This window comes from Sphaerotilus uruguayifluvii (genome assembly GCF_013294065.1).
GTDB classification, from domain to species: domain Bacteria; phylum Pseudomonadota; class Gammaproteobacteria; order Burkholderiales; family Burkholderiaceae_C; genus Sphaerotilus; species Sphaerotilus uruguayifluvii.
In genome coordinates this window covers 396,967-422,318 of the sequence record NZ_JABSNM010000001.1, presented here as the reverse complement: position 1 = coordinate 422,318, position 25,352 = coordinate 396,967, and the positions used below count along the sequence as shown (strand labels likewise).

Annotated in this window: 23 protein-coding genes and 1 pseudogene; 11 read left to right on the top strand and 13 right to left on the bottom strand. The window is 70.1% G+C overall.

The genetic code is table 11. The features are described from left to right. Window positions 1-214: 214 nt before the first annotated feature. From HNQ01_RS01900 to HNQ01_RS01875, 6 genes are read left to right on the top strand one after another with little or no spacing between them, the layout of a single operon-like run. Window positions 215-2,308 carry a two-component system sensor histidine kinase NtrB gene (locus tag HNQ01_RS01900; protein ID WP_286180390.1) on the top strand — a complete coding sequence of 698 codons (2,094 nt, stop codon included), beginning with the start codon at window positions 215-217 and terminating at the stop codon, window positions 2,306-2,308. A 2-nt stretch (window positions 2,309-2,310) separates the two neighbouring features. Further along, the gene (locus tag HNQ01_RS01895) at window positions 2,311-2,964 is read left to right on the top strand and encodes a response regulator transcription factor (protein ID WP_173803705.1); all 654 of its coding nucleotides are present in this window, start codon (window positions 2,311-2,313) and stop codon (window positions 2,962-2,964) included. A gap of 29 nt (window positions 2,965-2,993) precedes the next feature. Further along, window positions 2,994-3,992 carry a thiamine-phosphate kinase gene (gene thiL, locus HNQ01_RS01890; protein WP_173803604.1) on the top strand — a complete coding sequence of 333 codons (999 nt, stop codon included), beginning with the start codon at window positions 2,994-2,996 and terminating at the stop codon, window positions 3,990-3,992. Further along, window positions 3,989-4,606, top strand: coding sequence for a phosphatidylglycerophosphatase A family protein (locus HNQ01_RS01885; RefSeq protein ID WP_173803603.1), 618 nt, complete (start codon window positions 3,989-3,991; stop codon window positions 4,604-4,606). The genes thiL and HNQ01_RS01885 overlap by 4 nt, the downstream gene beginning before the upstream one ends. 5 nt (window positions 4,607-4,611) lie before the next feature. Beyond that, window positions 4,612-5,106, top strand: coding sequence for a CinA family protein (locus HNQ01_RS01880; protein ID WP_217427362.1), 495 nt, complete (start codon window positions 4,612-4,614; stop codon window positions 5,104-5,106). Then, window positions 5,103-6,011: a 2-hydroxyacid dehydrogenase gene (locus tag HNQ01_RS01875; RefSeq protein ID WP_173803601.1), complete on the top strand. Its 909-nt coding sequence runs from the start codon at window positions 5,103-5,105 to the stop codon at window positions 6,009-6,011. The genes HNQ01_RS01880 and HNQ01_RS01875 overlap by 4 nt, the downstream gene beginning before the upstream one ends. A gap of 36 nt (window positions 6,012-6,047) precedes the next feature. Here the strand turns inward: HNQ01_RS01875 and HNQ01_RS22285 are convergent. The 6 genes and pseudogenes from HNQ01_RS22285 to HNQ01_RS01840 all read right to left on the bottom strand — a co-directional run bounded on the left by HNQ01_RS22285 (window position 6,048) and on the right by HNQ01_RS01840 (window position 13,381). Then, window positions 6,048-6,839: pseudogene (locus tag HNQ01_RS22285) on the bottom strand (putative bifunctional diguanylate cyclase/phosphodiesterase). Between the two features lie 12 nt (window positions 6,840-6,851). Continuing rightward, the gene (locus HNQ01_RS01860; protein ID WP_173803599.1) at window positions 6,852-8,492 is read right to left on the bottom strand and encodes a diguanylate cyclase domain-containing protein; all 1,641 of its coding nucleotides are present in this window, start codon (window positions 8,490-8,492) and stop codon (window positions 6,852-6,854) included. 92 nt (window positions 8,493-8,584) lie between these two features. Beyond that, the gene (gene holA, locus HNQ01_RS01855) at window positions 8,585-9,703 is read right to left on the bottom strand and encodes a DNA polymerase III subunit delta (protein ID WP_173803598.1); all 1,119 of its coding nucleotides are present in this window, start codon (window positions 9,701-9,703) and stop codon (window positions 8,585-8,587) included. Window positions 9,704-9,718: 15 nt separating this feature from the next. Then, window positions 9,719-10,219 carry an LPS-assembly lipoprotein LptE gene (locus HNQ01_RS01850; protein WP_353621621.1) on the bottom strand — a complete coding sequence of 167 codons (501 nt, stop codon included), beginning with the start codon at window positions 10,217-10,219 and terminating at the stop codon, window positions 9,719-9,721. Window positions 10,220-10,226: 7 nt separating this feature from the next. After that, the gene (gene leuS / locus HNQ01_RS01845) at window positions 10,227-12,899 is read right to left on the bottom strand and encodes a leucine--tRNA ligase (RefSeq protein WP_173803597.1); all 2,673 of its coding nucleotides are present in this window, start codon (window positions 12,897-12,899) and stop codon (window positions 10,227-10,229) included. A gap of 59 nt (window positions 12,900-12,958) precedes the next feature. After that, window positions 12,959-13,381 (bottom strand): transcriptional regulator, encoded by a 423-nt coding sequence (locus HNQ01_RS01840; protein ID WP_173803596.1) that lies wholly within the window; start codon window positions 13,379-13,381, stop codon window positions 12,959-12,961. Between the two features lie 92 nt (window positions 13,382-13,473). Here HNQ01_RS01840 and HNQ01_RS01835 point away from each other — a divergent pair, with 92 nt between their 5' ends. Both HNQ01_RS01835 and HNQ01_RS01830 read left to right on the top strand, forming a co-directional pair. Beyond that, a complete protein-coding gene (locus HNQ01_RS01835; RefSeq protein WP_173803595.1) occupies window positions 13,474-15,411 on the top strand; it encodes a DNA methyltransferase in 1,938 nt (645 codons plus the stop codon). Next, complete coding sequence (locus HNQ01_RS01830) at window positions 15,408-18,371, top strand: DEAD/DEAH box helicase family protein (RefSeq protein ID WP_173803594.1); 2,964 nt, start codon at window positions 15,408-15,410, stop codon at window positions 18,369-18,371. The genes HNQ01_RS01835 and HNQ01_RS01830 overlap by 4 nt, the downstream gene beginning before the upstream one ends. Window positions 18,372-18,380: 9 nt before the next feature. On the opposite strand, the gene HNQ01_RS01825 is transcribed toward HNQ01_RS01830, so the two are convergent. Genes HNQ01_RS01825 through HNQ01_RS01810 form a run of 4 tightly spaced genes read right to left on the bottom strand, consistent with a single transcriptional unit; the run spans window position 18,381 to window position 20,878 of the window. Then, complete coding sequence (locus HNQ01_RS01825) at window positions 18,381-18,818, bottom strand: ExbD/TolR family protein (protein WP_173803593.1); 438 nt, start codon at window positions 18,816-18,818, stop codon at window positions 18,381-18,383. 1 nt (window position 18,819) lies between these two features. Beyond that, on the bottom strand, window positions 18,820-19,479 hold the full coding sequence (locus HNQ01_RS01820) for a MotA/TolQ/ExbB proton channel family protein (protein ID WP_353621620.1): 660 nt from the start codon (window positions 19,477-19,479) through the stop codon (window positions 18,820-18,822). A 23-nt stretch (window positions 19,480-19,502) separates the two neighbouring features. Further along, window positions 19,503-20,330, bottom strand: coding sequence for a 4-hydroxy-tetrahydrodipicolinate reductase (gene dapB, locus HNQ01_RS01815; RefSeq protein WP_173803592.1), 828 nt, complete (start codon window positions 20,328-20,330; stop codon window positions 19,503-19,505). Then, window positions 20,327-20,878 carry an outer membrane protein assembly factor BamE gene (locus HNQ01_RS01810; protein ID WP_173803591.1) on the bottom strand — a complete coding sequence of 184 codons (552 nt, stop codon included), beginning with the start codon at window positions 20,876-20,878 and terminating at the stop codon, window positions 20,327-20,329. The genes dapB and HNQ01_RS01810 overlap by 4 nt, the downstream gene beginning before the upstream one ends. 98 nt (window positions 20,879-20,976) lie before the next feature. Here HNQ01_RS01810 and fur point away from each other — a divergent pair, with 98 nt between their 5' ends. Further along, the gene (gene fur, locus HNQ01_RS01805) at window positions 20,977-21,408 is read left to right on the top strand and encodes a ferric iron uptake transcriptional regulator (protein WP_173803590.1); all 432 of its coding nucleotides are present in this window, start codon (window positions 20,977-20,979) and stop codon (window positions 21,406-21,408) included. A 21-nt stretch (window positions 21,409-21,429) separates the two neighbouring features. Here the strand turns inward: fur and hprK are convergent, their stop codons facing one another. From hprK to hpf, 3 genes are all read right to left on the bottom strand, one after another. Then, window positions 21,430-22,389 carry an HPr(Ser) kinase/phosphatase gene (hprK, locus tag HNQ01_RS01800; RefSeq protein ID WP_173803589.1) on the bottom strand — a complete coding sequence of 320 codons (960 nt, stop codon included), beginning with the start codon at window positions 22,387-22,389 and terminating at the stop codon, window positions 21,430-21,432. A 1-nt stretch (window position 22,390) separates the two neighbouring features. Next, the gene (locus HNQ01_RS01795) at window positions 22,391-22,861 is read right to left on the bottom strand and encodes a PTS sugar transporter subunit IIA (protein WP_173803588.1); all 471 of its coding nucleotides are present in this window, start codon (window positions 22,859-22,861) and stop codon (window positions 22,391-22,393) included. 242 nt (window positions 22,862-23,103) lie between these two features. Next, complete coding sequence (gene hpf / locus HNQ01_RS01790) at window positions 23,104-23,451, bottom strand: ribosome hibernation-promoting factor, HPF/YfiA family (RefSeq protein ID WP_173803587.1); 348 nt, start codon at window positions 23,449-23,451, stop codon at window positions 23,104-23,106. Window positions 23,452-23,747: 296 nt separating this feature from the next. Between hpf and corA the strand changes: the two genes are divergently transcribed. Next, window positions 23,748-24,710 carry a magnesium/cobalt transporter CorA gene (gene corA, locus HNQ01_RS01785; protein ID WP_173803586.1) on the top strand — a complete coding sequence of 321 codons (963 nt, stop codon included), beginning with the start codon at window positions 23,748-23,750 and terminating at the stop codon, window positions 24,708-24,710. A 23-nt stretch (window positions 24,711-24,733) separates the two neighbouring features. Next, on the top strand, window positions 24,734-25,339 hold the full coding sequence (locus HNQ01_RS01780; RefSeq protein WP_286180389.1) for a hypothetical protein: 606 nt from the start codon (window positions 24,734-24,736) through the stop codon (window positions 25,337-25,339). Window positions 25,340-25,352: the final 13 nt, after the last annotated feature.

The following is a 25,352-nucleotide window of genomic DNA, read 5'->3' as shown; positions in this document are numbered from 1 at the left end:
GGGCGGCTGGCGATTGTAGGAAGCGGCTCGTCGGCGTGCGCTGTCCTGTCAGACCGGCCGCCGCATGAAGCCATGCACGCAGCGCATACCCATGCGTCATGACCGCGCACGCCGGCGCTCCGGACCGGTCCGGCGATGATGCGCCACGCGCGCCGCGCGTCTCATCCGAGGAACTGCGTAGCGAGGCGCGGCCTGGCGCGGGAATACTGCGATCATGTCCGACATGCCGCCGCCCGACCCGCACTCGATGCTCTTCGGCCTGTCGCGCCGCTGGCGCGGCACGCCGCTGTGGGTGGCGCTGGTGGCGCTGGTGCTGGCGGTGCTGGCGGTGCTGCTGTGGATGACCTGGCAGCACGAGCAGTCGCAGGTCCAGGAGGCCACCGACGCGGCGGCGCAGACCGCCGCGGCCGACATGCGCCAGCGCCTGGGCGACGACATGCAGGCGCTGCAGCGCCTGATGTGGCAGACCGCCGAAGGTCCGGGCTGGCACCTGCAGGTCGAGGCGCTGCTGCGCACGACGCCCGAGATCATCCGCATCGAGCGACGCGACGCGCATTTCGCGGTGATCGACGCGATGCGCTCGCCGACCTATCCGCAGCAGTTCGCCACCATCCCGCGCAGCGCGATGTCGGTCGATGCCGAGATCGCCTGCACCACGGCGCGGCGCTTTTCCTCGCCGGCCTTCTCGCGCAGCTATTTCCTGCCCTCGGCCGGCGGCCTGGGCGTCGAGGTGGTCGACCTGTGCATCCCGCAGCCCGGCGAGGGCCGCTCCGACGGCACCCTCGTCGCGACGGTGGCGCTGCCCGACCTGCTGCACGCGGCGGTCGCGCCGGAGATCGTGCGCCGCCACGAGGTCATGCTGGTCGAGTCCGACGGCACGCGGCTGGCGCGCACCGGGGCGCGGCGCGGCGCCGGCGTCTTCGTCGCCGACCGGCTGGTGGACATTTCCGGCTTCACCGCGCTGCTGCGCCTGGACAGCCTGAGCGGCGTGCCGCCGCTGATCCCGAACCTGAGCGCGGCGCTGGTGGTGATGCTGTCGGCCGCGCTCGGCGGCGTGGTGGTGCTGCTGGTGTACGACGTGCGCCGGCGCGCGGCGGCCGAGCAGGCGCTGGCCGAGGCGCTGACCTTCCGCAAGGCGATGGAGGACTCGCTGGTGACCGGCCTGCGCGCGCGCTCGGCCGACGGTCGCATCACCTATGTCAACCCGGCCTTCTGCCGCATGGTGGGCTTCAGCGCCGAGGAGCTGCTCGGCACGACGGTGCCGCCGTACTGGCCGCCGGAAATGGTCGAGCTCTACGCCCGCCGCCAGGCCGAGCGCCAGGCCGGCGACACGCCGCCGCGCGAGGGCCACGAGACGCTGTTCATGCGCCGCGGCGGCGAGCGCTTCCCGGTGCTGATCTTCGAGGCGCCGCTGGTCGACGCGCGCGGCCGGCGCAGCGGCTGGATGAGCACGGTGCTCGACGTGAGCGCGCAGCGCCGCATCGAGGAGCTCTCGCGCCAGCAGCAGGACAAGCTGCAGGCCGCGGCCCGTCTGGCGACGATGGGCGAGATGGCCACGCTGCTCAGCCACGAGCTCAACCAGCCGCTGGCGGCGATCGCCAGCTACGCCACCGGCTCGCTGAACCTGATGCCCGCCGGCGAGCAGGATCCGCCGGCCGACCTCGAGACGCAGCTGATGATCCGCCAGGCGGTGGCGCGCATCGCCGAGCAGGCCGAGCGCGCCGGGCGCGTCATCCGCAGCGTGCACCAGTTCGTGCGCCGGCGCGAGCGGCTGCGCGAGAACGTGCGTGCGTCCGAGCTGCTCGAGGCGGTGCTGCCGCTGGTGCGGCTGGCGGCTCGGCGCAGCCACACCCGCATCGCGGTCGATGTGCCCGAGCCGCCGCCGCGCGTGTCGTGCGACCGCACGATGGTCGAGCAGGTGCTGCTGAACCTGGCGCGCAACGGCATCCAGGCGATGGAGGACGAGACGGTGGCCGCGGGCGATCGCGAGCTGCGCCTGGAAGTGCGCGCCCAGAGCGAGCGCTGGGTCGAGCTGCGCATCGTCGACCGCGGCCCCGGCATTCCCGAGCCGATCGCCCGCCAGCTCTTCACGCCCTTCTTCACCACCAAGCCCGAGGGCATGGGCATCGGCCTGGCGATGTGCCGCACGGTGGTGGAGCAGCACGGCGGCGCGCTCGACTTCGAGGCCGGACCCGATGGCCGCGGCACGGTGTTCCGGTTTACCCTTCCCGCCGCGGCTCCCGCGACGCCGCCCCTGCCGTCCTCGTCGTCGTCATCGCCGACCTCGCCGTCCCTGCCGCCCTCATGACCATGACCCACAGCGCCCGAGTCCAGCACCCCAGCGGCACCGTCTTCGTCGTCGACGACGAGGAGGTGGTGCGCGATGCCCTGTCGTGGCTGCTGCGCTCGCGCCGGCTGCTGCCGCGCGCCTACGCCTCGGCCGACGACTTCTGGGCCGCGGCCGAGCAGGGCGAGGTGCGCGCCGACTCGCCCGCCTGCCTGCTGCTGGACATGCGCATGCCGGGCATGAACGGCATGGCGCTGTTCGAGCGCCTGATCGAGGGCGGCTGGCTCGAGCTGATGCCGGTGATCTTCCTGACCGGGCATGCCGACGTGGCCACCGCGGTGATGGCGGTCAAGCGCGGCGCCTTCGACTTCGTCGAGAAGCCCTTCTCGGACAATGCGCTGGTCGACCGGGTGGTCGAGGCGCTAGCACGCAGCGGCGAGGCGCTGGCGCGCCGCCACGAGCGCGACGGTCTGCGCCGCCACCTTGCCGAGCTGACCGAGCGCGAGCAGGAGGTCATGCGCCTGGTCATCGCCGGCCGGGCCAACAAGCAGATCGCCGACGAGCTCGACATCAGCGTGCGCACCGTCGAGGTCCACCGCGCACGCGTCTTCGACAAGATGGACGTGAAGTCGGCGGTCGAGCTGGCCAACCTGCTGCGCGGCGCCGGCCTGGGCTGAGCAGGCCGACAAGCGGCGAGAATGCGGGCATGGCCCTCGGAGAATTCGACCTCATCGCCCGTCACTTCACCCGCCCGGTGCGGCGCAGCCCGCTGGGCGTCGGCGACGACTGCGCGCTGCTCGCGCCGGCGCCCGGCATGCAGCTCGCCGTCTCGAGCGACATGCTGGTGGAGGGGCGGCACTTCCTGTCCACCGTCGCGCCGGAGCGGCTCGGCCACAAGGCGCTGGCGGTCAACCTGTCGGACCTGGCGGCCTGCGGCGCGCGCCCGCTGGCCTGCACGCTGGCGCTGGCGCTGCCGCGCGTCGACGACGCCTGGCTGGCCGGCCTGGCCGCGGGGCTGCACGCGCTGGCCGACCGCCACGACATCGAGCTGGTCGGCGGCGACACCACCGCCGGGCCGCTGAACCTGTGCATCACCGTGTTCGGCGAGGTGCCGGCCGGCGACGCGCTGCTGCGCAGCGGCGCGCGCGCCGGCGACGACCTGTGGATCAGCCACCCGGCGGACCCGGACGAACCCGGCTGGCTCGGCGAGGCCCGGCTGATGCTCGAGGTCTTCCGCGGCACGCCGGGCGTGCGCACCGAGGGGCTCGACCTGGACCGGCTGCGCTTGGCGATGGAATGCCCGCAGCCGCGGGTGGCGCTCGGGCTGGCGCTGCGCGGCGTGGCGCGCAGCGCCATCGATGTCTCCGACGGCCTGCTGGGCGACCTCGGCCATGTGCTGCGCCGCTCCGGCGGCCTGGGCGCGCGCATCGAGGCGGCGGCGCTGCCGCGCAGCGCGGCGATCCTGCGCCAGCACGAGGCGCTGCAGCTCGAATGCCTGCTCGCCGGCGGCGACGACTACGAGCTGCTGTTCAGCGCCGACCCGGCCGACCGCGAGGCCCTGCCCGCGCTGGCGGCGCAGGCCGGCTGCGGCGTGACGCGCATCGGCACGATCGGCCCGGCCGGCTCGCCGGTCGAGGTCATCGGTGCCGACGGCCGCCCGCTGGCCACCGCCTGGGCCTCCTTCGACCATTTCCTGAGCCGATGAGCACCGCCTTTCCCACCGAGCCGACGGACGTCGGCGCCGACTCCGAGGCCGATGCCGGCGACGGGAGCGCCGCGACCGCGACGCCGCCACGACCGCGCATCGACCTGCGCTTCCTGCTGTCGCATCCGGCGCACTTCATCGCGCTGGGCGCCGGCAGCGGCCTGAGCCCGGTCGCGCCCGGCACCGCCGGCACGCTGTGGGCCTGGGGCGCGTTCGCGCTGCTGTCGCGCTGGCTCGACACCGCCGCCTGGGGCTGGACGCTGCTGATCGGACTGCCGCTGGGCTGGTGGGCCTGCACCGCCACCGCGCGGCGTGCGCGCTCGGACGATCCCGGCTTCATCGTCTGGGACGAGGTGCTGGCCTTCTGGCTGGTGCTGTGGGTGCTGATGCCGGCCACGCCGGTGATGCAGCTCATCGCCTTCGTGCTGTTCCGCTATTTCGATGCGGCCAAGCCCGGCCCGGTGCGCTGGGCCGACCGCCGCTTCAAGGGCGGCGGCTGGCGCGGCGGCTTCGGCATCCTGTTCGACGACCTGATCGCCGCCGGCTGCACGCTGTTCGTGATCGCCGCGGCGATCACCTTCGCACGGCTGCTGCACGGCCAGCTCGCGGGATGATGCACATGACCGATTCCTCTTCCTCCGCCCTGCCCCCGGACCTGGACGCGCTGGCGGCCGCACTGCACAGCCGCGGCTGGCGCCTGGCCAGCGCCGAGAGCTGCACCGGCGGCCTGATCGCCGCGGCCTGCACCGATCTGGCCGGCTCGAGCGACTGGTTCGAGCGCGGCTTCGTCACCTACAGCAACGCCGCCAAGACCGAGCTGCTGGGCGTGCCGGCCGCGCTGATCGAGGCGCACGGCGCGGTCAGCGAGCCGGTGGCGCGCGCGATGGCCGAGGGCGCGGCGCGCCACGCGCCGGTGCAGTGCACGCTGGCGGTCACCGGCATCGCCGGGCCCGGCGGCGGCAGCGCGGCCAAGCCGGTCGGCACGGTCTGGTTCGGCTGGACGCTGCCCGGACGCAGCTGGACCGAGATGCGCCGCTTCGACGGCGACCGTGCGGCCGTGCGCCGCCAGACCCGCGACCACGCGCTGACCGTGCTGCTGGACGCGCTGCGATGAGCGTCCTGCTGGCCTGCGACTTCGACGCCGCGGACTGGGCCGCCTGGCTGCCCGCGCTGCAGGCGGCGCTGCCGGGCGAGCGGCTGCTGCTGCCGCAGGACCTGGCCGCGCAGCCCGCGCTGCGCGAGGACATCGATGTGGCCATCGTCGCCAATCCGCCGCCGGGGCTGCTGGCCGGGCTGCCGCGGCTCGGGCTGATCCAGTCGCTGTGGGCCGGCGTCGACCGGCTGCTGGCCGACCCGACGCTGCCGGCCGAGGTGCCGCTGGCGCGCATGGTCGATCCGGCGATGAACGCCGCGATGGCCGAGACCGCGCTGTGGGCGGTGCTGACGCTGCACCGCCATTTCCATCTGTACGCCCGCCAGCAGCGCGCCGGCGTCTGGCAGGCGCTGCCGCAGCTGCGCGCCGACGAGATCAAGGTCGCCGTGCTCGGCCAGGGCCAGATGGGCGGCACGGTGATGCACGCGCTGCGCCAGCGCGGCTACCGCGCCGCCGGCTGGCGCCGGGGCGAGCCGCTCGCGCCGGTGCTGGCCGACTGCCGCATCGTCATCAACCTGCTGCCGCTGACCGCCGACACCCGCGGCCTGATCGACGCGGCCTTCCTGGCACGGCTGCCGGCACGCGCCAGCCTGGTCAACCTGGCGCGCGGCGCGCATCTGGTCGAGGCCGACCTGCTCGCGGCGCTCGACGCCGGGCAGATCGCGCATGCGGTGCTGGATGTCTTCCACCAGGAGCCGCTGCCGCCGGCGCACCGCTTCTGGCGCCATCCGGCGATCACGCTGCTGCCGCACGCGGCGGCGCAGACCGATCCGCGCAGTGCCGCGCGCATCGCCGCCGCGGGCATCCGCGCCTGGCGCGAGGGCCGCCCGGTGCCGAACCGGGTCGAGCGCAGCCGCGGCTACTGACCCCGGCCGACGGCGCCCGGCCCGGGCGCGCCGCCCTCAGAGCTGCTGGAAATCGGTGTCGAGGCGCACGGTGCCGGTCTGCGGCGCCTGCCAGCGCTCGACCCACGGCAGCCAGTCCTCGACCGGCATCGGCCGGGCGATGCCGTAGCCCTGGGCCTCGTCGCAGCCCAGGTGCTCGAGCATCGCCATCAGCTTCTCGTTCTCGACGCCCTCGGCGACCACCGTCAGCCCCAGCGTGTGCGCCAGGCCGATGGTCGAGCGCACGATGCGCGCGTCGTCGAGGTCGCGCTCCATGCCGATGACGAAGCTGCGGTCGATCTTGAGCTCGTCGACCGGCAGCCGCTTCAGGTAGGCCAGCGAGGAATAGCCGGTGCCGAAGTCGTCGATCGACAGCCGCACGCCCAGCTCGCTCAGGCGCTGCAGCGTCTGCATCGCGCGGGCGGGATCGTCCATGATCGCGCTCTCGGTGATCTCCAGGCAGAGGCGGCCGGCGGGCACGTCATGCTGCGCCAGCAGGCCGGCGACCTAGTCGACCAGATCGACATCGAGCAGGTCACGGGTCGACAGGTTGATGCTGAGCCGCAGCGGCTGGCCCAGCTCGCTCCAGCGCGCCATCTCGCGCACGCCGTGCGACAGCATCCAGCGGGTGATCTCGCGGATGAAGCCGGTCTGCTCGGCGAAGGGGATGAACTGCATCGGCGGCACGATGCCGCGCACCGGGTCGATCCAGCGCACCAGCGCCTCCGCGCCGATCACCCGCCCGCCATCGAGCTCGATCTTCGGCTGCAGGTACAGGCACAGCGCGTCGTTCTCGACCGCGGCGCGCAGCTCGCTGAGCAGCTACAGCGAGCCGCTGCTGCGGCTGTCCATCGACGGCTCGTAGACCAGCACGCCGGCCAGGCGCCGCTTGGCCGCGTACATCGCGACCTCGACCTGCCCGAGCAGGGCCTCGGCCTGCGTCGCGTGCGCCGGCGCCAGCGCGATGCCCATGCCGCCCGAGCAGTCGACCAGCTGGCCGTCGATGCGCAGCGGCGCCTGCAGCGCCTGCAGCACCGCCTGCGCGACCTCGCGCGCATGCTCGACGCCGGCGCGCGGCAGCAGCAGCCCGAACTCGTCGCCGCCGAGCCGCGCCAGCAGCGCGCCGGCCTGGCGTGCCGTCGGCTCGAGCCGGCTGGCGACCTTGCGCAGCATCAGGTCGCCGAAGGGGTGGCCGAGCGCGTCGTTGACATGCTTGAAGCGGTCCAGGTCGAGCATCAGCACCGCCAGCGGCCGGGCCGCGTCGCACAGCGCCAGCTGCGCGCCCAGGCGGTCGACGAACTGCGCGCGGTTGGGCAGGCCGGTCAGCGGATCCCAGTAGGCGAGCCGGCCGATGCGGTGCTCGCGCTGCTGCACCGCCTGGCGCATCGCCTCGAAGGAGCGTGCCAGGCGCTGCAGGTCCGGCGGCGTGCGGGCCGGATCGGGCTGGGCGACCGGTTCGGCCAGCTCGCCGGCGCCGAGCCGCTCGGCCGCCTGGCGCAGCGCCAGGATCGGCGCGCTGAAGCGCCGCGCCAGCGCCATGCTGCCCAGCGCCAGCAGCACCAGCGCGACCGCCGCGAGCTCGATCTGCTGATGCTGCAGCTCGCGGAAGGGCTGCAGCGCCGGCGCGACCGCTCGCGCCAGCACCAGATGCAGGTGCCCGTGCTGGCCCGGCGCCGAGCCGACCTGCAGGTCGATGCGGAAGTCGCAGGCCTGCCAGTCCTCGCCGTCCTGCTGCAGCATCAGGTCGCAGCGCAGCCCGCCATGCTCGTGCGAGGGCGGCAGCATCCGGGCCTGCAGCGTGCCCGCCAGCATCCGCGCGCCGGCCGGCCGGTCGACCGTCAGCACCGAGCGCAGTCCGGTGATCGCGCCGAGCTGGGCCAGCAGCGTCTGGTCGATCTCGAACCCCAGCAGCACCCAGCCGACCCGGCGCGGCACCTGGATCGGCACCGCGACGATCTGCAGCGGCCGCTCCTGCACGCCCACCAGACCGGGCACATGCATCTCGGCATCGGCGCCGGCCGGCACCCGCGGCGCCTCGTGCTGGAGCTCGCGCGCCTCGACCAGCAGCGGCGCCAGCGTGCGCATGTCGATGCCGGTGGCGGCCAGCGGCCGCCAGTCGGTGTCGACCACCAGCGCCAGCGCCGCATGGAGGCGCTGGCCGTGCTCGCGCAGCGCGCTCTCCATCGCCGCCAGATCGCCGCCGGCGACCGCGGAGCGGAAGCCGTTGTCGCTGGCCAGCAGCCGCGCCCCCTCGGCCAGCCGCCCCGAGCGCTGCGCCAGCAGCTGCTCGAAGACGCGGCGGCCGGTCAGCAGCTCGGCCTCGATCGAGCGGGTCGCGCTGCGGTCGATCGCGCCATGCGTCAGCCACAGGCCGACGGCCTGCCAGAGCAGGACCATGCCGACAAAGGGCAACGCGATGTAGAGCGCCAGCGAGCGCGGACGGCGACGGAACAGCTTGGGCACGGCAGCGCAACGGTTTGCGGATGCGGAAGAACGCCCGAGCATCGCCCAGCCCGGCCGGCCACGGCCGATGGAAAACCGCGCCGAAGCGAGCGCTATTGGCGTGCGGCCGGCGGTCGTGCCGCCGCAGCCAGGGCCGGCACCCCGGACTTCGGCGCGACCGCGGCCAGCGTCATCAGCACCAGCTGCTGCAGCGCCGCCCATGGATCGTCCGGCCAGCGCGGATCGCGCAGCCCCTTGACGATCCCGTCGCAGGCGTGGGCCGCATCGACCAGCGTGGCCAGCGTCGCGCTGTCCAGCCGCGGCAGCACCCGCTCGAAGAGCTTTTCCTTCAGACCCCAGACCCGCGCCTCGCGCAGCGCCATCGGCAGCGGCCGGCCCTGCTGCATCGCCGCGTGCACCCGCTGCAGGCCGCGCAGGTCGTCGGCCAGCGTCCAGTGCACCAGCACCGCCGCCTCGCCCTCGGCCTGCAGGCCGTCGAGCATGCGCAGCGCGCGCGCCGCGTCACCCGCCAGCACCGCCTCGCCGAGGCGGAAGACGTCGTAGCGCGCGACATCGAGCACCGCCGCCTCGATCTGCTCGCGCGCCAGCACCGCGGGCGCGCCGCGTGGATCGGCTGGCGCGTGCAGCAGCGCCAGCTTGGTGATCTCCTGGTGCGCCGCCAGCAGATTGCCCTCGACCCGGTCGGCGAAGAAGGCCAGCGCCTGCTGGCCCGCCTCGCCGTCCTCGACCCGCAGGCCGTGCTGCGCCAGGCGCTGCGCGATCCAGACCGGCAGCGCCCGGCGCTCGACCGGATCGACGCGCACCGCCAGCCCGGCGCCGTCGAGCGCGCCGAACCAGGCGCTGCCGAGCTGGGTGCGATCCAGGCGCGGCAGCATCACCAGCGTGACGTCGTCGGCGCCGAGCTGCTCGACATAGCGCTGCAGCGCCTCCGAGCCGTCCTTGCCCGGCTTGCCGGAGGGAATGCGGATCTCGATCAGCCGCCGCTCGGCGAACAGGCTCAGCGCGCCGGCGTCGCCCAGCAGGCCGGCCCAGTCGAAATGGCCGCCGGCGACGGTGTGCACCGTGCGCTCGCTGCAGCCGGCCGCACGCGCGGCGGCGCGCACCGCGTCGGCCGCCTCCTGCGCCAGCAGCGGCTCGTCGCCGTGGATGACATAGAGCGGGCGCAGGCCCTTGGCCAGCGCGGCGGCGAGCTGCTCGGCGCGGATCTGCATCGGCGGACTCGCGGCTCAGGCCGGTCCGAGCGCCGCCAGCCGGCGCAGCACCTGCATCGCCAGGTCGGCGTGCATCGAGCGGAACAGCAGCGCGGCCTCGTGCTGCTTGGCCAGCGCGCTGCTCTCGCTGTAGCTCATGTCGCGGCTCTGCACCAGCTCGGTCGGGGCGATCAGATCGCGACCGGCCGGGGTGCGCACCCGGAAGCGCAGCCGTGCGCGCAGCGTCATCTCAGAGATCTGCGAGTTGGCGGTGGTCGCGGCCACCACCTGCTCGCTGGCGTCCTGCAGCGACTCGACGATCAGGTCGGCCTCGGCCGGCGTCTCGGCCACCGTCACGCCCGGGCTGGCGCGCAGCTGGCGGCGCAGCTCGTCGGCCAGCGTCGAGTCCTCGGCGAAGCCCGACAGGAAGACGCGCTTCCAGGCCAGCTCCGGCGGGCGGCGCAGCTGGAAGCCGCAGCCCGCCAGCATTGCGGCCAGCGCGGCGGCCCCCAGCAGGCGGCGGCGTGACGGCTGCACCACGGCCTCAGACCACCACGTTCACCAGGCGACCCGGCACGACGATGATCTTCTTGGGCGTGCGGCCCTCGGCGAACTTCTCGACCTCGGGGCTGGCGGCGGCGGTGGCCTCGATGGCGGCCTTGTCGGCACCGGCCGGCACCTTGATGGCGCCGCGCGTCTTGCCGTTGACCTGCAGCACCAGCTCGATCTCGTCCTGCACCAGCGCGGCCTCGACCACCGCCGGCCAGGCGGTGTCGAGCAGGTCGCCCTGTGCGCCGGCGTAGCCCAGATCGGCCCAGAGCTTCCAGGTGATGTGCGGGCAGGCCGGGTAGAGCGCGCGCAGCAGCACCGAGAAGCCCTCGCGCAGCACCGCGGCGGAGCCGGCGCTGCCGTCATGCCGGTAGCCTTCCAGCGCGTTGAGCAGCTTCATGCCGCCGGAGACGACGGTGTTGTACTGCATGCGCTCGAAGTCGTGGCTCACCTGGCGCAGCACCAGATGGACCTCGCGGCGCAGCGACTTGGCCTCGGCGGACAGCTCGCCCGGCACCTCGGCCGGCGCGCCGGTCAGCACCGTCTCGTTCTTGAACGCGAAGGCCCAGATGCGCTTGATGAAGCGGTGCGCGCCTTCGACGGCCGACTCGTTCCACTCCAGCGTCTGCTCCGGGGGCGCCGCGAACATGACGAACAGGCGCGCGGTGTCGGCGCCGTAGCGGTTGATCAGCTCCTGCGGATCGACGCCGTTGTTCTTCGACTTGGACATGGTGCCCACGCCCTGGTAGTCGATCGCGGTGCCGGCGGGCAGGTCGCCCTTGGCTTCCTTCAGCTTCGCGCCGACGACCTTGCCGCCGGCGTCCAGTACGTTCTCGACCTCGTGCGGCCAGAAGTACTCGATGCCGCCCTTCTCGGTGCGGCGCGAGTAGATGTGGTTGAGCACCATGCCCTGCGTCAGCAGCTTGGTGAAGGGCTCGTTGACCTTCACCAGGCCCAGGTCGCGCATGACCTTGGTCCAGAAGCGCGCGTAGAGCAGGTGCAGGATCGCGTGCTCGATGCCGCCGATGTACTGGTCCATCGGCATCCAGTAGTCGGTGCCTTCGGCGACCATTCGCTGGTCGTTGCGCGCGTCGCAGTAGCGCATGAAGTACCACGACGAGTCCACGAAGGTGTCCATCGTGTCGGTCTCGCGCTGCGCCGGCTGGCCGCAGCAGGGGCAGGCGACGTTCAGGAAGTCGGTGCGCTTTTTCAGCGGATTGCCCGAGCCGTCCGGCACGCAGTCGATCGGCAGCACCACCGGCAGGTCCTTCTCGGGCACCGGCACCGGGCCGCAGCTCTCGCAGTGAATGATCGGGATCGGCGTGCCCCAGTAGCGCTGGCGGCTGATGCCCCAGTCGCGCAGGCGCCAGGTGATCTTCTTCTCGCCCAGGCCCTTCGCGCCGAGCAGCTCGGCGACCTTGTCGACCGCGGCCTTGTGGCCCAGGCCGTCGAGCTCGCCCGAGTTGATGCAGACGGCGCGCTGCTTGTCGCCATACCACTCGGCCCAGGCGTCCAGGCTGAAGGTCTCGCCTTCGACCGCGATCACCGGCTTGATCTCGAGGCCGTACTTCTTCGCGAAGGCGAAGTCGCGCTCGTCATGCGCCGGCACGCCCATCACGGCGCCGTCGCCATACGACATCAGCACGTAGTTGCCGACCCAGACCTCGACCTGCGCGCCGGTCAGCGGATGGGTGACGAACAGGCCCGTCGCCATCCCCTTCTTTTCCTGCGTGGCCAGCTCGGCCTCGGTCGTGCCGCCCTGGGCGCATTGGGCGATGAAGGCGGCCAGCGCCGGGTTCGTCGCCGCGGCGTGCGCAGCCAGCGGGTGCTCGGGCGCGACAGCGCAGAAGGTCACGCCCATGATCGTGTCGGCGCGCGTCGTGAACACGAACAGCTTGCCGTCCTGGATCAGCGCGCCGTCCGCGCCCCTGATCTCGTGCGGGAACGCGAAGCGCACGCCGGCGCTCTTGCCGATCCAGTTCTCCTGCATCAGGCGCACGCGCTCCGGCCAGCCCGACAGATAGTTCGGGTCCTGCGGATCGGCCACGGCGCCCAGCAGCTCGTCGGCGTACTTGACGATGTTCAGGTAGTAGCCGGGGATCTCGCGCTTCTCGACCAAGGCTCCTGAGCGCCAGCCGCGGCCGTCGATCACCTGCTCGTTGGCCAGCACGGTCTGGTCGACCGGGTCCCAGTTGACGGTCTGGGTGCGGCGCTCGGCGATGCCGGCCTCCAGCATCTTCAGGAACAGCCACTGGTTCCACTTGTAGTACTCGGGGTCGCAGGTGGCGACCTCGCGCGACCAGTCGATCGCCAGGCCCATCGCCTGCATCTGGCCCTTCATGTAGGCGATGTTCTCGCGCGTCCACTTCTCGGGCGGCACGGCGTTCTTCAGCGCCGCGTTCTCGGCCGGCAGGCCGAAGGCGTCCCAGCCCATCGGCATCAGCACGTTGAAGCCGCGCATGCGCAGCTGGCGCGCCAGCATGTCGTTGATGGTGTAGTTGCGCACATGGCCCATGTGCAGCTTGCCGCTCGGGTACGGCAGCATCGAGCAGGCGTAGAACTTCGGCTTGCTCGCGTCTTCAAGGACGCGGTAGGCGTCGGCGGCGGTCCAGGCGGACTGGGCGGCGGCTTCGACGGCGGCGGGATCGTAGCGGTCTTGGAGGCTCATGGGGCTGGCGGGCATCGGTGTGCGCAATCCGGCGATTATCGCCCGCGGCCCGCAGCGGCTCAGGACGAGCGGTCGCCCGGCTCGTCGCCGCCTTGTCCGTGCACGCGGGCGAAGGTCAGGATCACCTCCCGCACGACCTTGCGCTGCGGCGCAGGCAGTTGCAAATAGGCGTCCACCGTCTCGCGCTCAAGGTAGGTCAGCTTCTCGTCCCAGCGCTGGCGGTACTCATGAACCGACTTGGCCACGCCTTCGCCAAAGCGCAGAACCTGCGGCTCGATCTTGAGCCACTCGGCCAGCACCTGCAGCTTGTCCTGGGATGGGATGGCCTGCCCGTTCAGCCAGCGGCTCACTGCCTGCAGCGTGACCGACTTGCCCCAGTAGCGGGTATTGAATTCGCGCTCCAGCACAGACGGGCGGGCGGCATGACCCGCACGGGTCATCGCGTCGCGGAGTCTCTCGGCGAATTCAATCTTCTCTTTCATGAACAAATAGTTCAACCAAGGCTTGCGCCTGATGAACTTTCAGTTCACTTCATTCATAAACTTCCTGTTGGTGAAAAACTGAACCAGAAGTCATGCCGAAGTCATTGCTGGAACAACTGCCCGAGATCGTCGCCAACGGGCGCCGCCAAGCCGAGAAGATCCTGGAGAGCCTCGAAAGCCGCCACCGCGTGAGCCTGCAGACCCGCGAGTGGGTCCTGCCCTCGAAGGACAGCAGCGCCACCGACTGGATTCAGGGCGCCGCCCGGGAGGACCGGCTGGCGCAGTCCGAGCAGGACGCCTGGGTCAACCGCCTGATCTACGGCGACAACCTGCTGGCGATGGCCGCGCTGCTGGCCGGCGACGACAACACGCCGTCACTGCGCGGCAAGGTGGACCTGATCTACATCGACCCGCCGTTCGACTCGAAGGCCGACTACCGCACCAAGGTCACGCTGCCCGGCGTCGAGCTGGAGCAGAAGCCGACCGTGATCGAGCAGTTCGCCTACTCCGACACCTGGGCGGATGGCACGGCGTCGTATCTGGCGATGATCACGCCGCGGCTGGTCCTGATGCGCGAGCTGCTGGCCGAGACCGGGTCGATCTACGTTCACCTTGACTGGCATGTAGCGCACTACGTGAAGGTCATCCTCGACGACGTATTCGGGAAGCGTTTCCTGAGAAACGAAATCGTCTGGTGCTACAACGGTCCAGGATCACCCGGAATGCGCCAGTTCAATCGGAAACACGACACCATCTACTGGTACTCGAAGAGCGAAACATGGCAGTTCAACGATCGCGAAATCCGGACCGCCCACAGCGACAAGACGCTTGAGAACTTCAAAGCAGGTCTTGCTGGCTCTGGGTTTGTATCTGATAACTACGATCTGGCGACCGAAGGCAAGGTGCCAGAGTCATGGTGGAACATGGCCATTGCCGGTAGATACCCGATCGACGGTGTCAAGCGCGTTGGCTACGAAACCGAAAAACCGCTCCCATTGCTGGAGCGGATCATCAAAGCCTCGTCCTCAAGAGGAGATCTCGTCGCCGACTTCAACGGCGGCTCCGGCACCACCGCTGCCGTCGCTGAAAAGCTCGGCCGGCGCTGGATCACGACCGACCTCGGCAAGCCCGCCTGCATGATCATGCGCAAGCGGCTGATCGACCAGAGCGCCAAGCCCTTCCTGTACCAGGCCATCGGCGACTACCAGGTCGAAGCCGCCAAGGCGACGCTGGGCCGCGAGTTCCGCATCGGCGACCTGTCGCAGATCGTGCTGTCGCTCTACGGCGCCCAGCCGCTGCCCGCCGAGTTCAACCCGCAACGCAACCTCGGCCAAATTGCCGGCCTCGACCTCGGCCCCCGCAAGAGCAGCAAGACACTGGTATTGGCCGACTCCCCCAACAAGCTCACCGGCATCGCCACGCTGAAAAAGGCCATCGCCCAGCGCGACAACCTGCTCGGCGGCTGGGACCGCGTGGTCGTGCTCGGCTGGAATTTCGAGCCCTCGATCGGCCAGGACATCACCGCGCTCAACGACAACCGCCTCGAAGTGCTGGTTATTCCCCCCGACCTGCTCGACCGCCTGAAGAAAAAGGGCGGCATCGACAAACTGCGCGGCCAGGTCCGCTTCTCGTCGCTTCAATATCTGACTCTTCACCCGGTCGAGCGCACCCGCAGCGACGATGCTGACCACCTGGCCGTCAAGCTCAGAAACTACGTGCTGCTGTCGCCCGAGGCGATCAATCTCGACGATGCCAACCGCCAGAAACTCCAGGCGGTGATGAACCAGGAGCCGCTCGCGCTGATCGAATACTGGGCCGTCGACCCGGATTACGACGGCAAAGTTTTCCGCTCGGTCTGGCAGGACTACCGCGGCAACACCGCCAACGACGACGACGCGCTACGCGTCGTCACCCACGCCCGACTGACCGTGCCGCACAAGGCCGGCCCGCGGCGCGTGTGCGTGCGGGCGGTGGATGTGTTCGGCTTCGAGGCCGAGGTGGTCACTACGGTGGCGGAGGCCGCGCAATGAGCACCGCCAAGACGAAACCGGCCACGGCGACCAGCCCGAACCCGCTCGCGCTGTCGATCGCGCTGACCGAATACACCCGCGCCCTCTGCCGAGGGCTGGAAGACGGCTCGGCCGAGATCCTCCACAAGGTCACGCCCTACACCGCCGACCTGCTCCACTGGTGGTTCAGCGACGAGATGTGCACCGCGCGCGGATCGCTGAACTTCCACGCGGGCCAGAAACAAGCGATCCTGAACACCATCGTCGCGCACGAGGTGCTCGAATCCAGCTCGCTGCTCGACCTCTACGAGCAGGTCGCGCCGCACGCGCTGACCGGCGCACGCCGCCAGGAGGTCGCGCAGCACAAGCACGACCACCCGAAATACTGTCTGAAAATGGCCACCGGCACCGGCAAGACCTGGGTCATGCAGGCGCTGATGGTCTGGCAGGTGCTCAACCGCAATGCCGCACAGGCCGAGGGCGTGGACGACCCACGCTTCACGCGCCGCTTCCTGGTCGTCGCGCCAGGCCTGATCGTCTATGAGCGGCTGCTGGATGCGTTCTGCGGCCGGCTGGTGGGCAGCGGTCGCGATTTCAGCACCTCCGACATGGCCCGCAACGCCGAGCTGTTCATCCCCGAGGCATACCGCGACAGCGTGCTGGCATTCGTGCGCGGCAACGTCTGCGCCAAGGGCGAGATCGGCTTGAAGGCGACAGGGAACGGGATGATCGCCATCACGAACTGGCACCTCCTAAACGGCGTGGACGACGAGGCTGACGCAACCGACGAAACCAGCGATACCCCGCTCCCGCTGGCAGCGCATCGCGTGATCGACGCCGTGCTACCGCTGACCCCAGGCCGCGCTAACGGCAACAGCTTGGACACGCTCGACCGCCGCTACGCCCGCGGCGACGTGCTGGAGTACCTGAGCGCGCTGCCCGACCTGATGGTGTTCAACGACGAGGCCCACCACATTCACGAACTCAGGCGCGAGGGCGAAGCCACCGAGGTCGAGTGGCAGAAAAGTCTGTCGCGCATCGCCGAGCCGAAAGGCCAGCGCTTCGTGCAGATCGATTTCTCGGCCACCCCGTACAACGACGTCGGCACGCCGAAGAACAAGCGCAAGGTCTACTTTCCGCACATCGTCACCGACTTCGACCTGAAAGCCGCCATGCGCGCCGGGCTGGTGAAGTCGCTGGTGCTGGACCGGCGCAAGGAAGTTGGCGCGCTGCCGCTCGACTTCACCGTGGAGCGCGACGACAAGGGCCGAGCCGTCGAACTCAGCGCGGGCCAGCGCGTCATGCTGCGCGCCGGTCTGATGAAGCTGCGCAAGCTGGAAACCGACTTCGCGAAGATCGACCCGACACGCCACCCGAAGATGCTGGTCGTCTGCGAGGACACCAGCGTCTCGCCGCTGGTCGCCCGCTTCCTGACCGAAGAAGAAGGGCTGGCCGAGGACGCCGTGATGTCGGTCGACTCGGGCAAGAAGGCCGAACTGGGCGAGAAGGACTGGGCCGCCGTGCGCGAACGGCTGTTTGGCGTCGATCACCACGCCACACCCCGCGTGATCGTCAGCGTGCTGATGCTGCGCGAGGGCTTCGACGTGAACAACATCTGCGTCATCGTGCCGCTGCGCTCGTCTCAGGCGCAGATCCTGCTGGAACAGACGATCGGGCGCGGCCTGCGGCTGATGTGGCGTGACCGCGAATACGACGAGATCAAGGCCGACAACCGCCTGCGCATCAACAACGGTCAGGAGCCGGGCAGCCTGCTCGATGTGCTGACCATCGTCGAACACCCGGCGTTCAACACGTTCTACCAGGAGCTGATGGACGAGAAGCTGGCGGGCACCACCACCGAGCAAAGCGACCGGGACACCAGCACAGGCGACCTGATGGCCGCCCGGCTGCGCGAGGGCTTCGAGGCGTTCGACTTCGCCATTCCGTTCATCCTTCAGGAAGCCGACGAGGTCATCGCGCACAACGAGCTGGAAGTCTCCAGGCTACCCGCCTTCACGGCAATGTCGCGGGAGCAGCTCGTCGATCTGCTGGGGCGGGGCGATCAGTTCATTTCCCAGGATCTGCAGAGCAGCACGCTGTTCGGCGATTACCGCGTCGACGGCGCGGTGATGACGGTGAGCGGCTACAACGACTACCTGTCGCGACTGACCCGCCGCATCGGACAGTCCCTGAGCCAACCGCTGCCCAAGGGCAACAAGATTGCCCATCACCTCGACCTGCCCTACCTGCAGGTGAACACCGCAGCGCTGACCGGCTGGCTGGACGACTACATCTGGAGCCACCTGTTCGACGCCGCCTTCAATCCGCATGACGGAGAGAACTGGCGCGTGCTGTTGCTGAAACCGGTCATCGACCACCTCACGCGCATCTTCGGTCACGCCCTGCGCGAAGCCGCCCAATCGCGCCCCGTCGGCGAGACCGAGGTCCGCCACCGCAGGCTCTCGGAAGTGCGGCAGTTGCTGGTGCGCGAGAGCAGTTCGATCGAGGTCGGCAAGTGCATCTATCCGCGCCTGCCCTATCCAGCGCGCAACGGCGGACTGGAGAAGCGCTTCATCCACTGGGCCCAGGCCGACAGTCACATCGAGGCCTTCTGCAAGATCAGCGAGACCCGCCATGACTTCATGCGACTGCGCTATGTGAAGGAAGACGGGCTGCCGGCGTTCTATTCACCAGACTTTCTCGTGCGCACCGCCGACGCGATCTATCTCGTCGAGACCAAGGCGCAACAGCAAGTCATCCACCCCGATGTGCAGCGCAAGCGCCGCGCGGCCGTAGCCTGGTGCGAGCGCATCAATGCCCTGCCGGCCGACGCCCGAGCCGACCGGCACTGGTCTTACGTCCTGCTCGGAGAGGATCTTGTGGACGAGTGGCAAGGCGGGCAGGCACGGCTGGCCGATCTGCTGCGTCAGGCTCGCTGCATCGCCGCAGCGGATGCGACGCGCCAGTTCAGCCTGATCTGAAATCCAGCCTTACCGCACAGAGCCTTCTGCGGCCCGCTCGGTGACAAACGCGATCCGGTTCAGCCCGGCCTGCTGCAGCCGCCCGATCAGCTCGGCCACCCGGCCGTAGGAGACGGCCTGGTCGGCACGCAGCATCACCTCGGGCCGCTCGCCGGGCCGGCGCGCGACCTCGGCGAGCCGGCGCTCGAAGGCCTCGGCCTCCAGGCGCTCCTCGCCCCAGTACAGCGCGCCATTGGCCTGCAGCGACAGCCGGACCGCCTCCGGCGCCTGCTCGGTGGGCTGGCCGCCCTCGGCCTTGGGCAGCTCCAGCTTCAGGCTGGAGCTCATCAGCGGCGCGGTGATCATGAAGATCACCAGCAGCACCAGCATCACGTCGATCAGCGGCGTCATGTTGATGTCGCTCATCGGCGCTTCGGCCTTGCGGCGCTCGAGCCGGCCGAAGGCCATCTCAGGACTCCCTGCGCGCGCGCTGCAGCGCCATCTCGCGCAGGTCGTGCGCCCAGCCCTCGAGCTCGGCCTCGCAGCGGCCGACCCACTTGCCGAAGAGGTTGTAGGCCAGCACCGCGGGAATGGCCACCGCCAGGCCGGCGGCGGTCATGATCAGCGCCTCGCCGACCGGGCCGGTGACCTTGTCGAGGCTGACCGAGCCGCTGGCGGAGATGCCCACCAGCGCGTGGTAGATGCCCCAGACGGTGCCGAACAGGCCGACGAAGGGCGCCGTGCTGCCGACCGAGGCCAGCAGCACCTGGCCGAGCTGCAGCTGCGCCAGCGCCGCGTGCAGCGCGTCGCGCAGCCGGCGGGTCAGACGCGACTCGGCGTCGCTGCCGGCATCGAGCGTGCCGTCGGAGGCCGGCAGCAGCGCCGCCTCGAGCATCGGCAGCAGCACGCGCTCGCGGTCGAGCGAGGCCAGGCGCTCGCGCCCGGCGCGCAGGTCGGGCGCGGCCCAGAAGGCCGGCACCACGCGGGCGAGGTCGCGGCGCACGCGCGCCAGCACCCAGCCCTTCCAGAGGATCATCACCCAGGCCGACACCGACATCGCCAGCAGCAGCAGCGCCACCGCCCGCGACACGCCGTCGCCGGAGGACCAGATCTGCGTCAGCGCGTTCACGCGTGCGGGCCCGGTGAGCCGGCTCAGAAGCCGAGCACGTCGTCCATGCCGTACAGGCCGCTGGCCTGCGCGGCCAGGAAGCGCACCGCGCGCAGGCTGCCCTGGGCGTAGGTGGCGCGGCTGCTGGACTTGTGCGTGATCTCGATGCGCTCGCCGGTGCCCATGAACATCACGGTGTGGTCGCCGACCACGTCGCCGCCACGCACGGTGGCGAAGCCGATGGTGCTGGGATCACGCTCGCCGGTCACGCCTTCACGGCCGTAGACCGCACACTCCTTCAGGTCGCGGCCGATCGCGGCGGCGACGACCTCGCCCATCTTCAGCGCGGTGCCGCTGGGCGCGTCGACCTTGTGGCGGTGATGGGCCTCGACGATCTCGATGTCGTAGCCGTGCGAGAGCGCCCGCGCCGCGGTGTCGAGCAGACGCAGCACGACGTTGACGCCCACGCTCATGTTCGGCGCCATCACGATGGCGATGTCCTTCGCGGCTGCGCCGATCTCGGCCTTCTCCGGGCCGCTGAAGCCGGTCGTGCCGATCACCAGCTTGACGCCGAGCTCGCGGCAGACCGCCAGATGCGCCAGCGTGCCTTCGGGGCGGGTGAAGTCGATCAGGAAGTCGGCGTCCTTCAGGCCCTCGCGCAGGTCGGAGGCGATCTTCACGCCGCTGACCTTGCCCAGGAAGGCGGTGGCGTCCTGGCCGACGGCCGGGCTGCCCTCGCGGTCGAGCGCGCCGGCGAGCACGCAGTCGTCGGAGGCCAGCACCGCCTCGATCAGCATGTGGCCCATGCGGCCGGTGCAGCCGGCGATGGCGACGCGCAGGCGGGCGTCGGCGGAAGGAGCGGAAGCGTTCATCGGGAGACGGTCTCGAGCGGGGGATAGGAACGGGCGGGACCGCTGGCGGCGGTGCCCGGCACCAGCGCGGCGGCGCGGGTCGGCTTCGGCGGCGCGATCGCGCGCAGCTGCTGCTCGTCGAGCTCGAGCGGCGTGCGGCGCGGCTTCGGCGGCGAGACGTCGATCGCGTCGACGAACTCGCGCTCGCTCGGCGCCTCGCCGGCGTCGAAGCGGCTGACGCGGTCGCCGTCGAAGAACACCGTCACGCGGCGCTGCTGCGGCGCGGCGCCCTGACGGCGGATCGTGAAGGCGTAGTCCCAGCGGTCACCGTGGAAGACGTCGGTCAGCAGCGGCGAGCCGAGCAGGTTGCGCACCTGCTCGCGGCTCAGGCCGGGGCGCAGCTGCGCGACCATTTCCTTCGTGACGACATTGCCCTGCACGACTTCCATCCGGTAGGGCGTGATGAAGCCGAGCAGGCTGCCGTCGGCGGACACCGACGAGCATCCGGCGCCCGCGGCGAGCGCCGCGATGGCCAGGGCGGGACGAAGAAGTCTGGACAGAGCAGCCATGTCGATTTTGGTGACGGGGACCGACGGGATCGGCACATCCCGATATGATCCGGGCATTCTAGCGAGGCCGCCGAGGCCTGCATGACACAGGCGACCCCATGACGAACGCGGAAGAACTCAAGAGCTCGGGCCTGAAGGCCACCCTGCCGCGCATCAAGATCCTCGAAATCTTCCAGCGCGCCCAGCAGCGCCACATGACGGCCGAGGACGTCTTCAAGATCCTGCTGACCGAAGGCTCGGACATCGGTCTCGCCACCGTGTACCGCGTGCTGATGCAGTTCGAGCAGGCCGGCATCCTCAGCCGCAACCACTTCGAGAGCGGCAAGTCGGTCTTCGAGCTCAACGAGGGCCAGCACCACGACCACCTGGTCTGCCTCGACTGCGGCCATGTCGAGGAGTTCTACGATCCGCAGATCGAGGCCCGCCAGCGCATGGTCGCGCAGGAGCGCGGCTTCACGCTGCAGGAACACACGCTGGCGCTGTACGCTCACTGCACGAAGGACGCCTGCCCGCACCGCCACGGCCGCTGACGCGCCGGCCCGCCCGCCGGCTCAGAGGCCGGTGTCGCCCCGCTCCATCAGCTCGCGGTGGCGCTTGATGAATTCCTTGTAGGTGTCGATGCCGCGCAGCTGCAGCACGGTGTTGCGCACCGCCGCCTCCACCAGCACCGCCAGGTTGCGGCCGGCATCGACCGCGATCACCGCCTTGCGCACCGGCATGCCCAGCACCGTCTCGTGCAGCGGCTCGTAGGGCAGGCGCTCGAAGTCGCGCTCGAGCGTCTCCTTGCGCACCAGGTGCACGATCAGCTTCAGCCGCATCTTCCGGCGCACCGCGGTCTCGCCGAAGATCGCCTTGATGTCGAGCAGGCCGATGCCGCGCACCTCGAGCAGGTCGCGCAGCAGCTCCGGGCAGCGCCCCTCGATCGCCGACTGCGAGACGCGGAACAGGTCGACCACATCGTCGGCCACCAGGCCGTGACCACGCGAGATCAGCTCCAGCCCCAGCTCGCTCTTGCCCAGGCCGGACTCGCCGGTCAGCAGCACGCCCAGGCCGAGAATGTCCATGAACACGCCGTGGCGCGAGGTGCGCTCGGCGAAGTGCTGGCCGAGAAAGCCGCGCAGCACGTCGATGACATGGCCGGCCGAGTCCTGGGTGCAGAACAGCGGGATGTCGGCGCGCTCGCACATCGCCACCAGCCGGTCCGGCGGCGTGCAGCCATCGGCCACCACCAGCACCGGCGGCTCGAGCGCCACGATGCGCGAGATGCGCCGCTCCTGCGTCTCGGTGTCGGACTCCTGCAGGTAGGCGACCTCGCGGCGACCGACGATCTGCACCCGGTAGGGATGGATGTAGTTCAGGTAGCCGACCAGGTCGGCCGAGGACTGCGCGTCGCGGACCGCGACCTCGTCGAAGCGGCGCTCGGGATGGGCGTGGCCGGCGATCCACTCCCATTTCAGCGTCGCGCGATGCGCATCGAACAGCGCCTCCGCGCTGATGACGGTGGGCTTCAACTCAGGCCACCGAGCGCATCGGCTCCCAGCGGGAGATCATCTCGTGCAGGCGCGCCGGATCGGTCTCGACCTTCAGCCGCTCGCGCAGGTCGCGGTCGGACAGCAGCTCGGCGATCTCGGACAGGATCTCGAGATGGCGCTGCGTCGCCGCTTCCGGCACCAGCAGGAAGATCAGCAGACTGACCGCCTCGTCGTCGGGCGCCTCGAAGGCGATCGGCTGAGCCAGGCGGATCACCGCGGCCAGCGGGTTCTTCAGGCCCTTGATGCGCCCGTGCGGAATGGCCACGCCATGACCGAGACCGGTCGAGCCCAGCCGTTCACGCGCGAACAGGTTGTCGGAGACGGTGGCTCGGGCAATGGCATGCTGGTTCTCGAACAGCAGGCCCGCCTGCTCGAACGCGCGCTTCTTGCTGGAAGCGTCGACGTTCACCAGCACATTGCCAGCGGGAAGAATCGCGGCGAGACGGTTCATGGGATCGGGCGCCGGTTTGAGCACGGAGCCTTGGCAGGCGCGCAGTCAGGTGTGATCGGAAGACGATTATAGGAACCATGCGGGACGATGCACGCTCGCGCACCCTGATCCTGCGACTGCCGCGGTTTTCCCGTCGCGGGCAAGGCACAGCCGCAAATGGCGACGGCCCCTCGGGAGGGGCCGTCTGGTCCGGAGAACCCGGCCTGGATGAGGCCGTGATCAGTATCTTCCGCGCGTCGGGCTCACGCGGCCTCGGCGGATTGGGGAATGCGCTTCGGAGAGACGTGATGGTGGTTCTGAAGTTTGTCCTTGTGTCGAACGACCTGCCGGTCGAGCTTGTCCATCAGTTGATCGATCGCGGCATACAGGTCCTCGTGTGAGCTCTCGACGAAGATGTCACGACCCTTGACGTGCAGGGTGACTTCGGCACGCTGGCGACGCTCCTTCTCCTTGTTCTTCTCCACGGTAAGCAACACGCTGACATCCACCACCTGATCGAAGTGTCGGGTCACTCGATCCAGCTTCGTGAGAACGTACTCGCGAAGTGCCGGCGTGACTTCCAGATGGTGACCGCTGATCGTCAGATTCATGAGTCCTCCTTTCGAGAGGTTGGGGTGGGGAAGACGCTTTGCAAGCGGACAGGAAAGGACTGAAAAAGGACTGCTTCTTGGAGGCCCTTCGGTTCGGGCCGTGATCGTTCTGTGAGTCCAGTGTGACCCTTTCATGAAAGGCTGACAAGCCTTGCGGAAGACGTCCGTGTGGAATTGCGCTGGTACCGCGAGAACGGCGCTACCCTGCGGGTTTGCCAGCATTCAGGGCCTGCCATGGTGGCGATGCAATAATCGGTTCGATCCGAACTGTCCCTCGCGCGCGCCGCCTCTTCCTGATGCTCAACGTCTTCACGCTGGCCAACGGCCGCCTGTTCCAGGAAGAGATCGAACACCCCGACGCGCTGGCGCATGTCGCGCCGGTGTGGGTCGACCTCGAGGCGCCGACGCCGCTCGAGAAGGGCTGGATCAAGGGCCGCTTCGAGCTGAGCATTCCGGACGACATCGTCGACGACGACCTCGAGGAATCCGCGCGCTTCTACGAGGAGGACAACGGCGAGCTGCACATCCGCTCGGACTTCCTGATCGATGACGGCGAGACGCCGCGCAACGTGCGCGTGGCCTTCATCCTGAAGCACGGCGTGCTGTTCTCGGTGCATGCGGAGGACCTGCCGGTGTTCCGGCTGCTGCGCCTGCGCGCGCGGCGCATCCCGGCGATGATCGAGGACGCCAAGGACGTGCTGCTCAAGCTCTACGACGCCGACGCAGAGTATTCCGCCGACGCGCTCGAGGGCATCTACGACGCGCTCGAGAAGGTGAGCGCGCGCGTGCTCAAGCAGGAGGTCGACGACCGTGCCGCCGGCGAGGCGCTGTCGGCCATCGCGCTGCAGGAAGACCTCAACGGCCGCATCCGCCGCAACGTCATGGACACCCGGCGCGCCGTCAGCTTCATGATGCGCAGCCGGCTGCTCAATGCCGAGCAGTTCGAGGAGGCGCGCCAGATCATGCGCGACATCGACTCGCTCGACAGCCACACCGCCTTCCTGTTCGACAAGATCAACTTCCTGATGGACGCCACGGTCGGCTTCATCAACATCAACCAGAACAAGATCATCAAGATCTTCTCGGTGGCCTCGGTGGCGCTGCTGCCGCCGACGCTGATCGCCAGCATCTACGGCATGAACTTCGAGCACATGCCCGAGCTGCGCCAGACCTGGGGCTATCCGTTCGCGCTGTGCCTGATGGTGGCGTCGGTGGCGGCGCCGCTGCTGTACTTCCGCCGCAAGGGCTGGATGCGCTGAACGGACGGTCACCGATGCGGACGATGTGCACTATGCACGGCCTGCTGCGCCACCACCTCGCTAGACTGGTCTGCCCGTCGCGCCCGCGGCGGGACAAGGAAAGCCCGGACACACCGCCACGCGTGCGGGGGACAAGAGGCTGGCTGGCAGGGTGGCTGCTGATCGGCATCGCCCTGCCCGCCGCAGCCCAGTTCGAGCGCGCGCCCGAGCCGCGGCCGATGGCCGCACCGCTGGCGACGATGGCCACCGAAGAGCCGGCCTACCGCATCGACGCGGCCCGCCACATCTACCTGCGCTACGCGGACCGCATCCACGACGGCCTGCTGCCGCCGCTGCTGCACGCGATCGCCGGCGTGCGCACGACGATCGACGCCGCCGGTCAGGTCCGCCGCATCGAGATCACCCGAGAGCCGGCGGTCGCACGCGAGGTCCTGCCCTGGATCGAGCGGATGATCCGCGCAGCTGCGCCCTACCCGCGCCCGCCGGCCGGTCTCGACGAGGTCGTCTGGAACGAGCTCTGGCTGATCGACCGCGGCGGCAGCTTCCAGCTGCACACGCTCTCCGAGGGCCAGCAGCAGGTGCCCGCCGGCGACGACACGGACGAAGACGACGAGGACGGGGACGAGTGAGCCAGCCCGGCGG

Coding starts and splice junctions, on each gene's coding strand:
- HNQ01_RS01900 (WP_286180390.1), top strand. CDS start 215: ATGTCCGACATGCCGCCGCCCGACCCGCACTCGATGCTCTTCGGCCTG.
- HNQ01_RS01895 (WP_173803705.1), top strand. CDS start 2,311: ATGACCCACAGCGCCCGAGTCCAGCACCCCAGCGGCACCGTCTTCGTC.
- thiL (WP_173803604.1), top strand. CDS start 2,994: ATGGCCCTCGGAGAATTCGACCTCATCGCCCGTCACTTCACCCGCCCG.
- HNQ01_RS01885 (WP_173803603.1), top strand. CDS start 3,989: ATGAGCACCGCCTTTCCCACCGAGCCGACGGACGTCGGCGCCGACTCC.
- HNQ01_RS01880 (WP_217427362.1), top strand. CDS start 4,612: ATGACCGATTCCTCTTCCTCCGCCCTGCCCCCGGACCTGGACGCGCTG.
- HNQ01_RS01875 (WP_173803601.1), top strand. CDS start 5,103: ATGAGCGTCCTGCTGGCCTGCGACTTCGACGCCGCGGACTGGGCCGCC.
- holA (WP_173803598.1), bottom strand. CDS start 9,703: ATGCAGATCCGCGCCGAGCAGCTCGCCGCCGCGCTGGCCAAGGGCCTG.
- leuS (WP_173803597.1), bottom strand. CDS start 12,899: ATGAGCCTCCAAGACCGCTACGATCCCGCCGCCGTCGAAGCCGCCGCC.
- HNQ01_RS01840 (WP_173803596.1), bottom strand. CDS start 13,381: ATGAAAGAGAAGATTGAATTCGCCGAGAGACTCCGCGACGCGATGACC.
- HNQ01_RS01835 (WP_173803595.1), top strand. CDS start 13,474: ATGCCGAAGTCATTGCTGGAACAACTGCCCGAGATCGTCGCCAACGGG.
- HNQ01_RS01830 (WP_173803594.1), top strand. CDS start 15,408: ATGAGCACCGCCAAGACGAAACCGGCCACGGCGACCAGCCCGAACCCG.
- HNQ01_RS01825 (WP_173803593.1), bottom strand. CDS start 18,818: ATGGCCTTCGGCCGGCTCGAGCGCCGCAAGGCCGAAGCGCCGATGAGC.
- dapB (WP_173803592.1), bottom strand. CDS start 20,330: ATGAACGCTTCCGCTCCTTCCGCCGACGCCCGCCTGCGCGTCGCCATC.
- HNQ01_RS01810 (WP_173803591.1), bottom strand. CDS start 20,878: ATGGCTGCTCTGTCCAGACTTCTTCGTCCCGCCCTGGCCATCGCGGCG.
- fur (WP_173803590.1), top strand. CDS start 20,977: ATGACGAACGCGGAAGAACTCAAGAGCTCGGGCCTGAAGGCCACCCTG.
- HNQ01_RS01795 (WP_173803588.1), bottom strand. CDS start 22,861: ATGAACCGTCTCGCCGCGATTCTTCCCGCTGGCAATGTGCTGGTGAAC.
- hpf (WP_173803587.1), bottom strand. CDS start 23,451: ATGAATCTGACGATCAGCGGTCACCATCTGGAAGTCACGCCGGCACTT.
- corA (WP_173803586.1), top strand. CDS start 23,748: ATGCTCAACGTCTTCACGCTGGCCAACGGCCGCCTGTTCCAGGAAGAG.
- HNQ01_RS01780 (WP_286180389.1), top strand. CDS start 24,734: ATGTGCACTATGCACGGCCTGCTGCGCCACCACCTCGCTAGACTGGTC.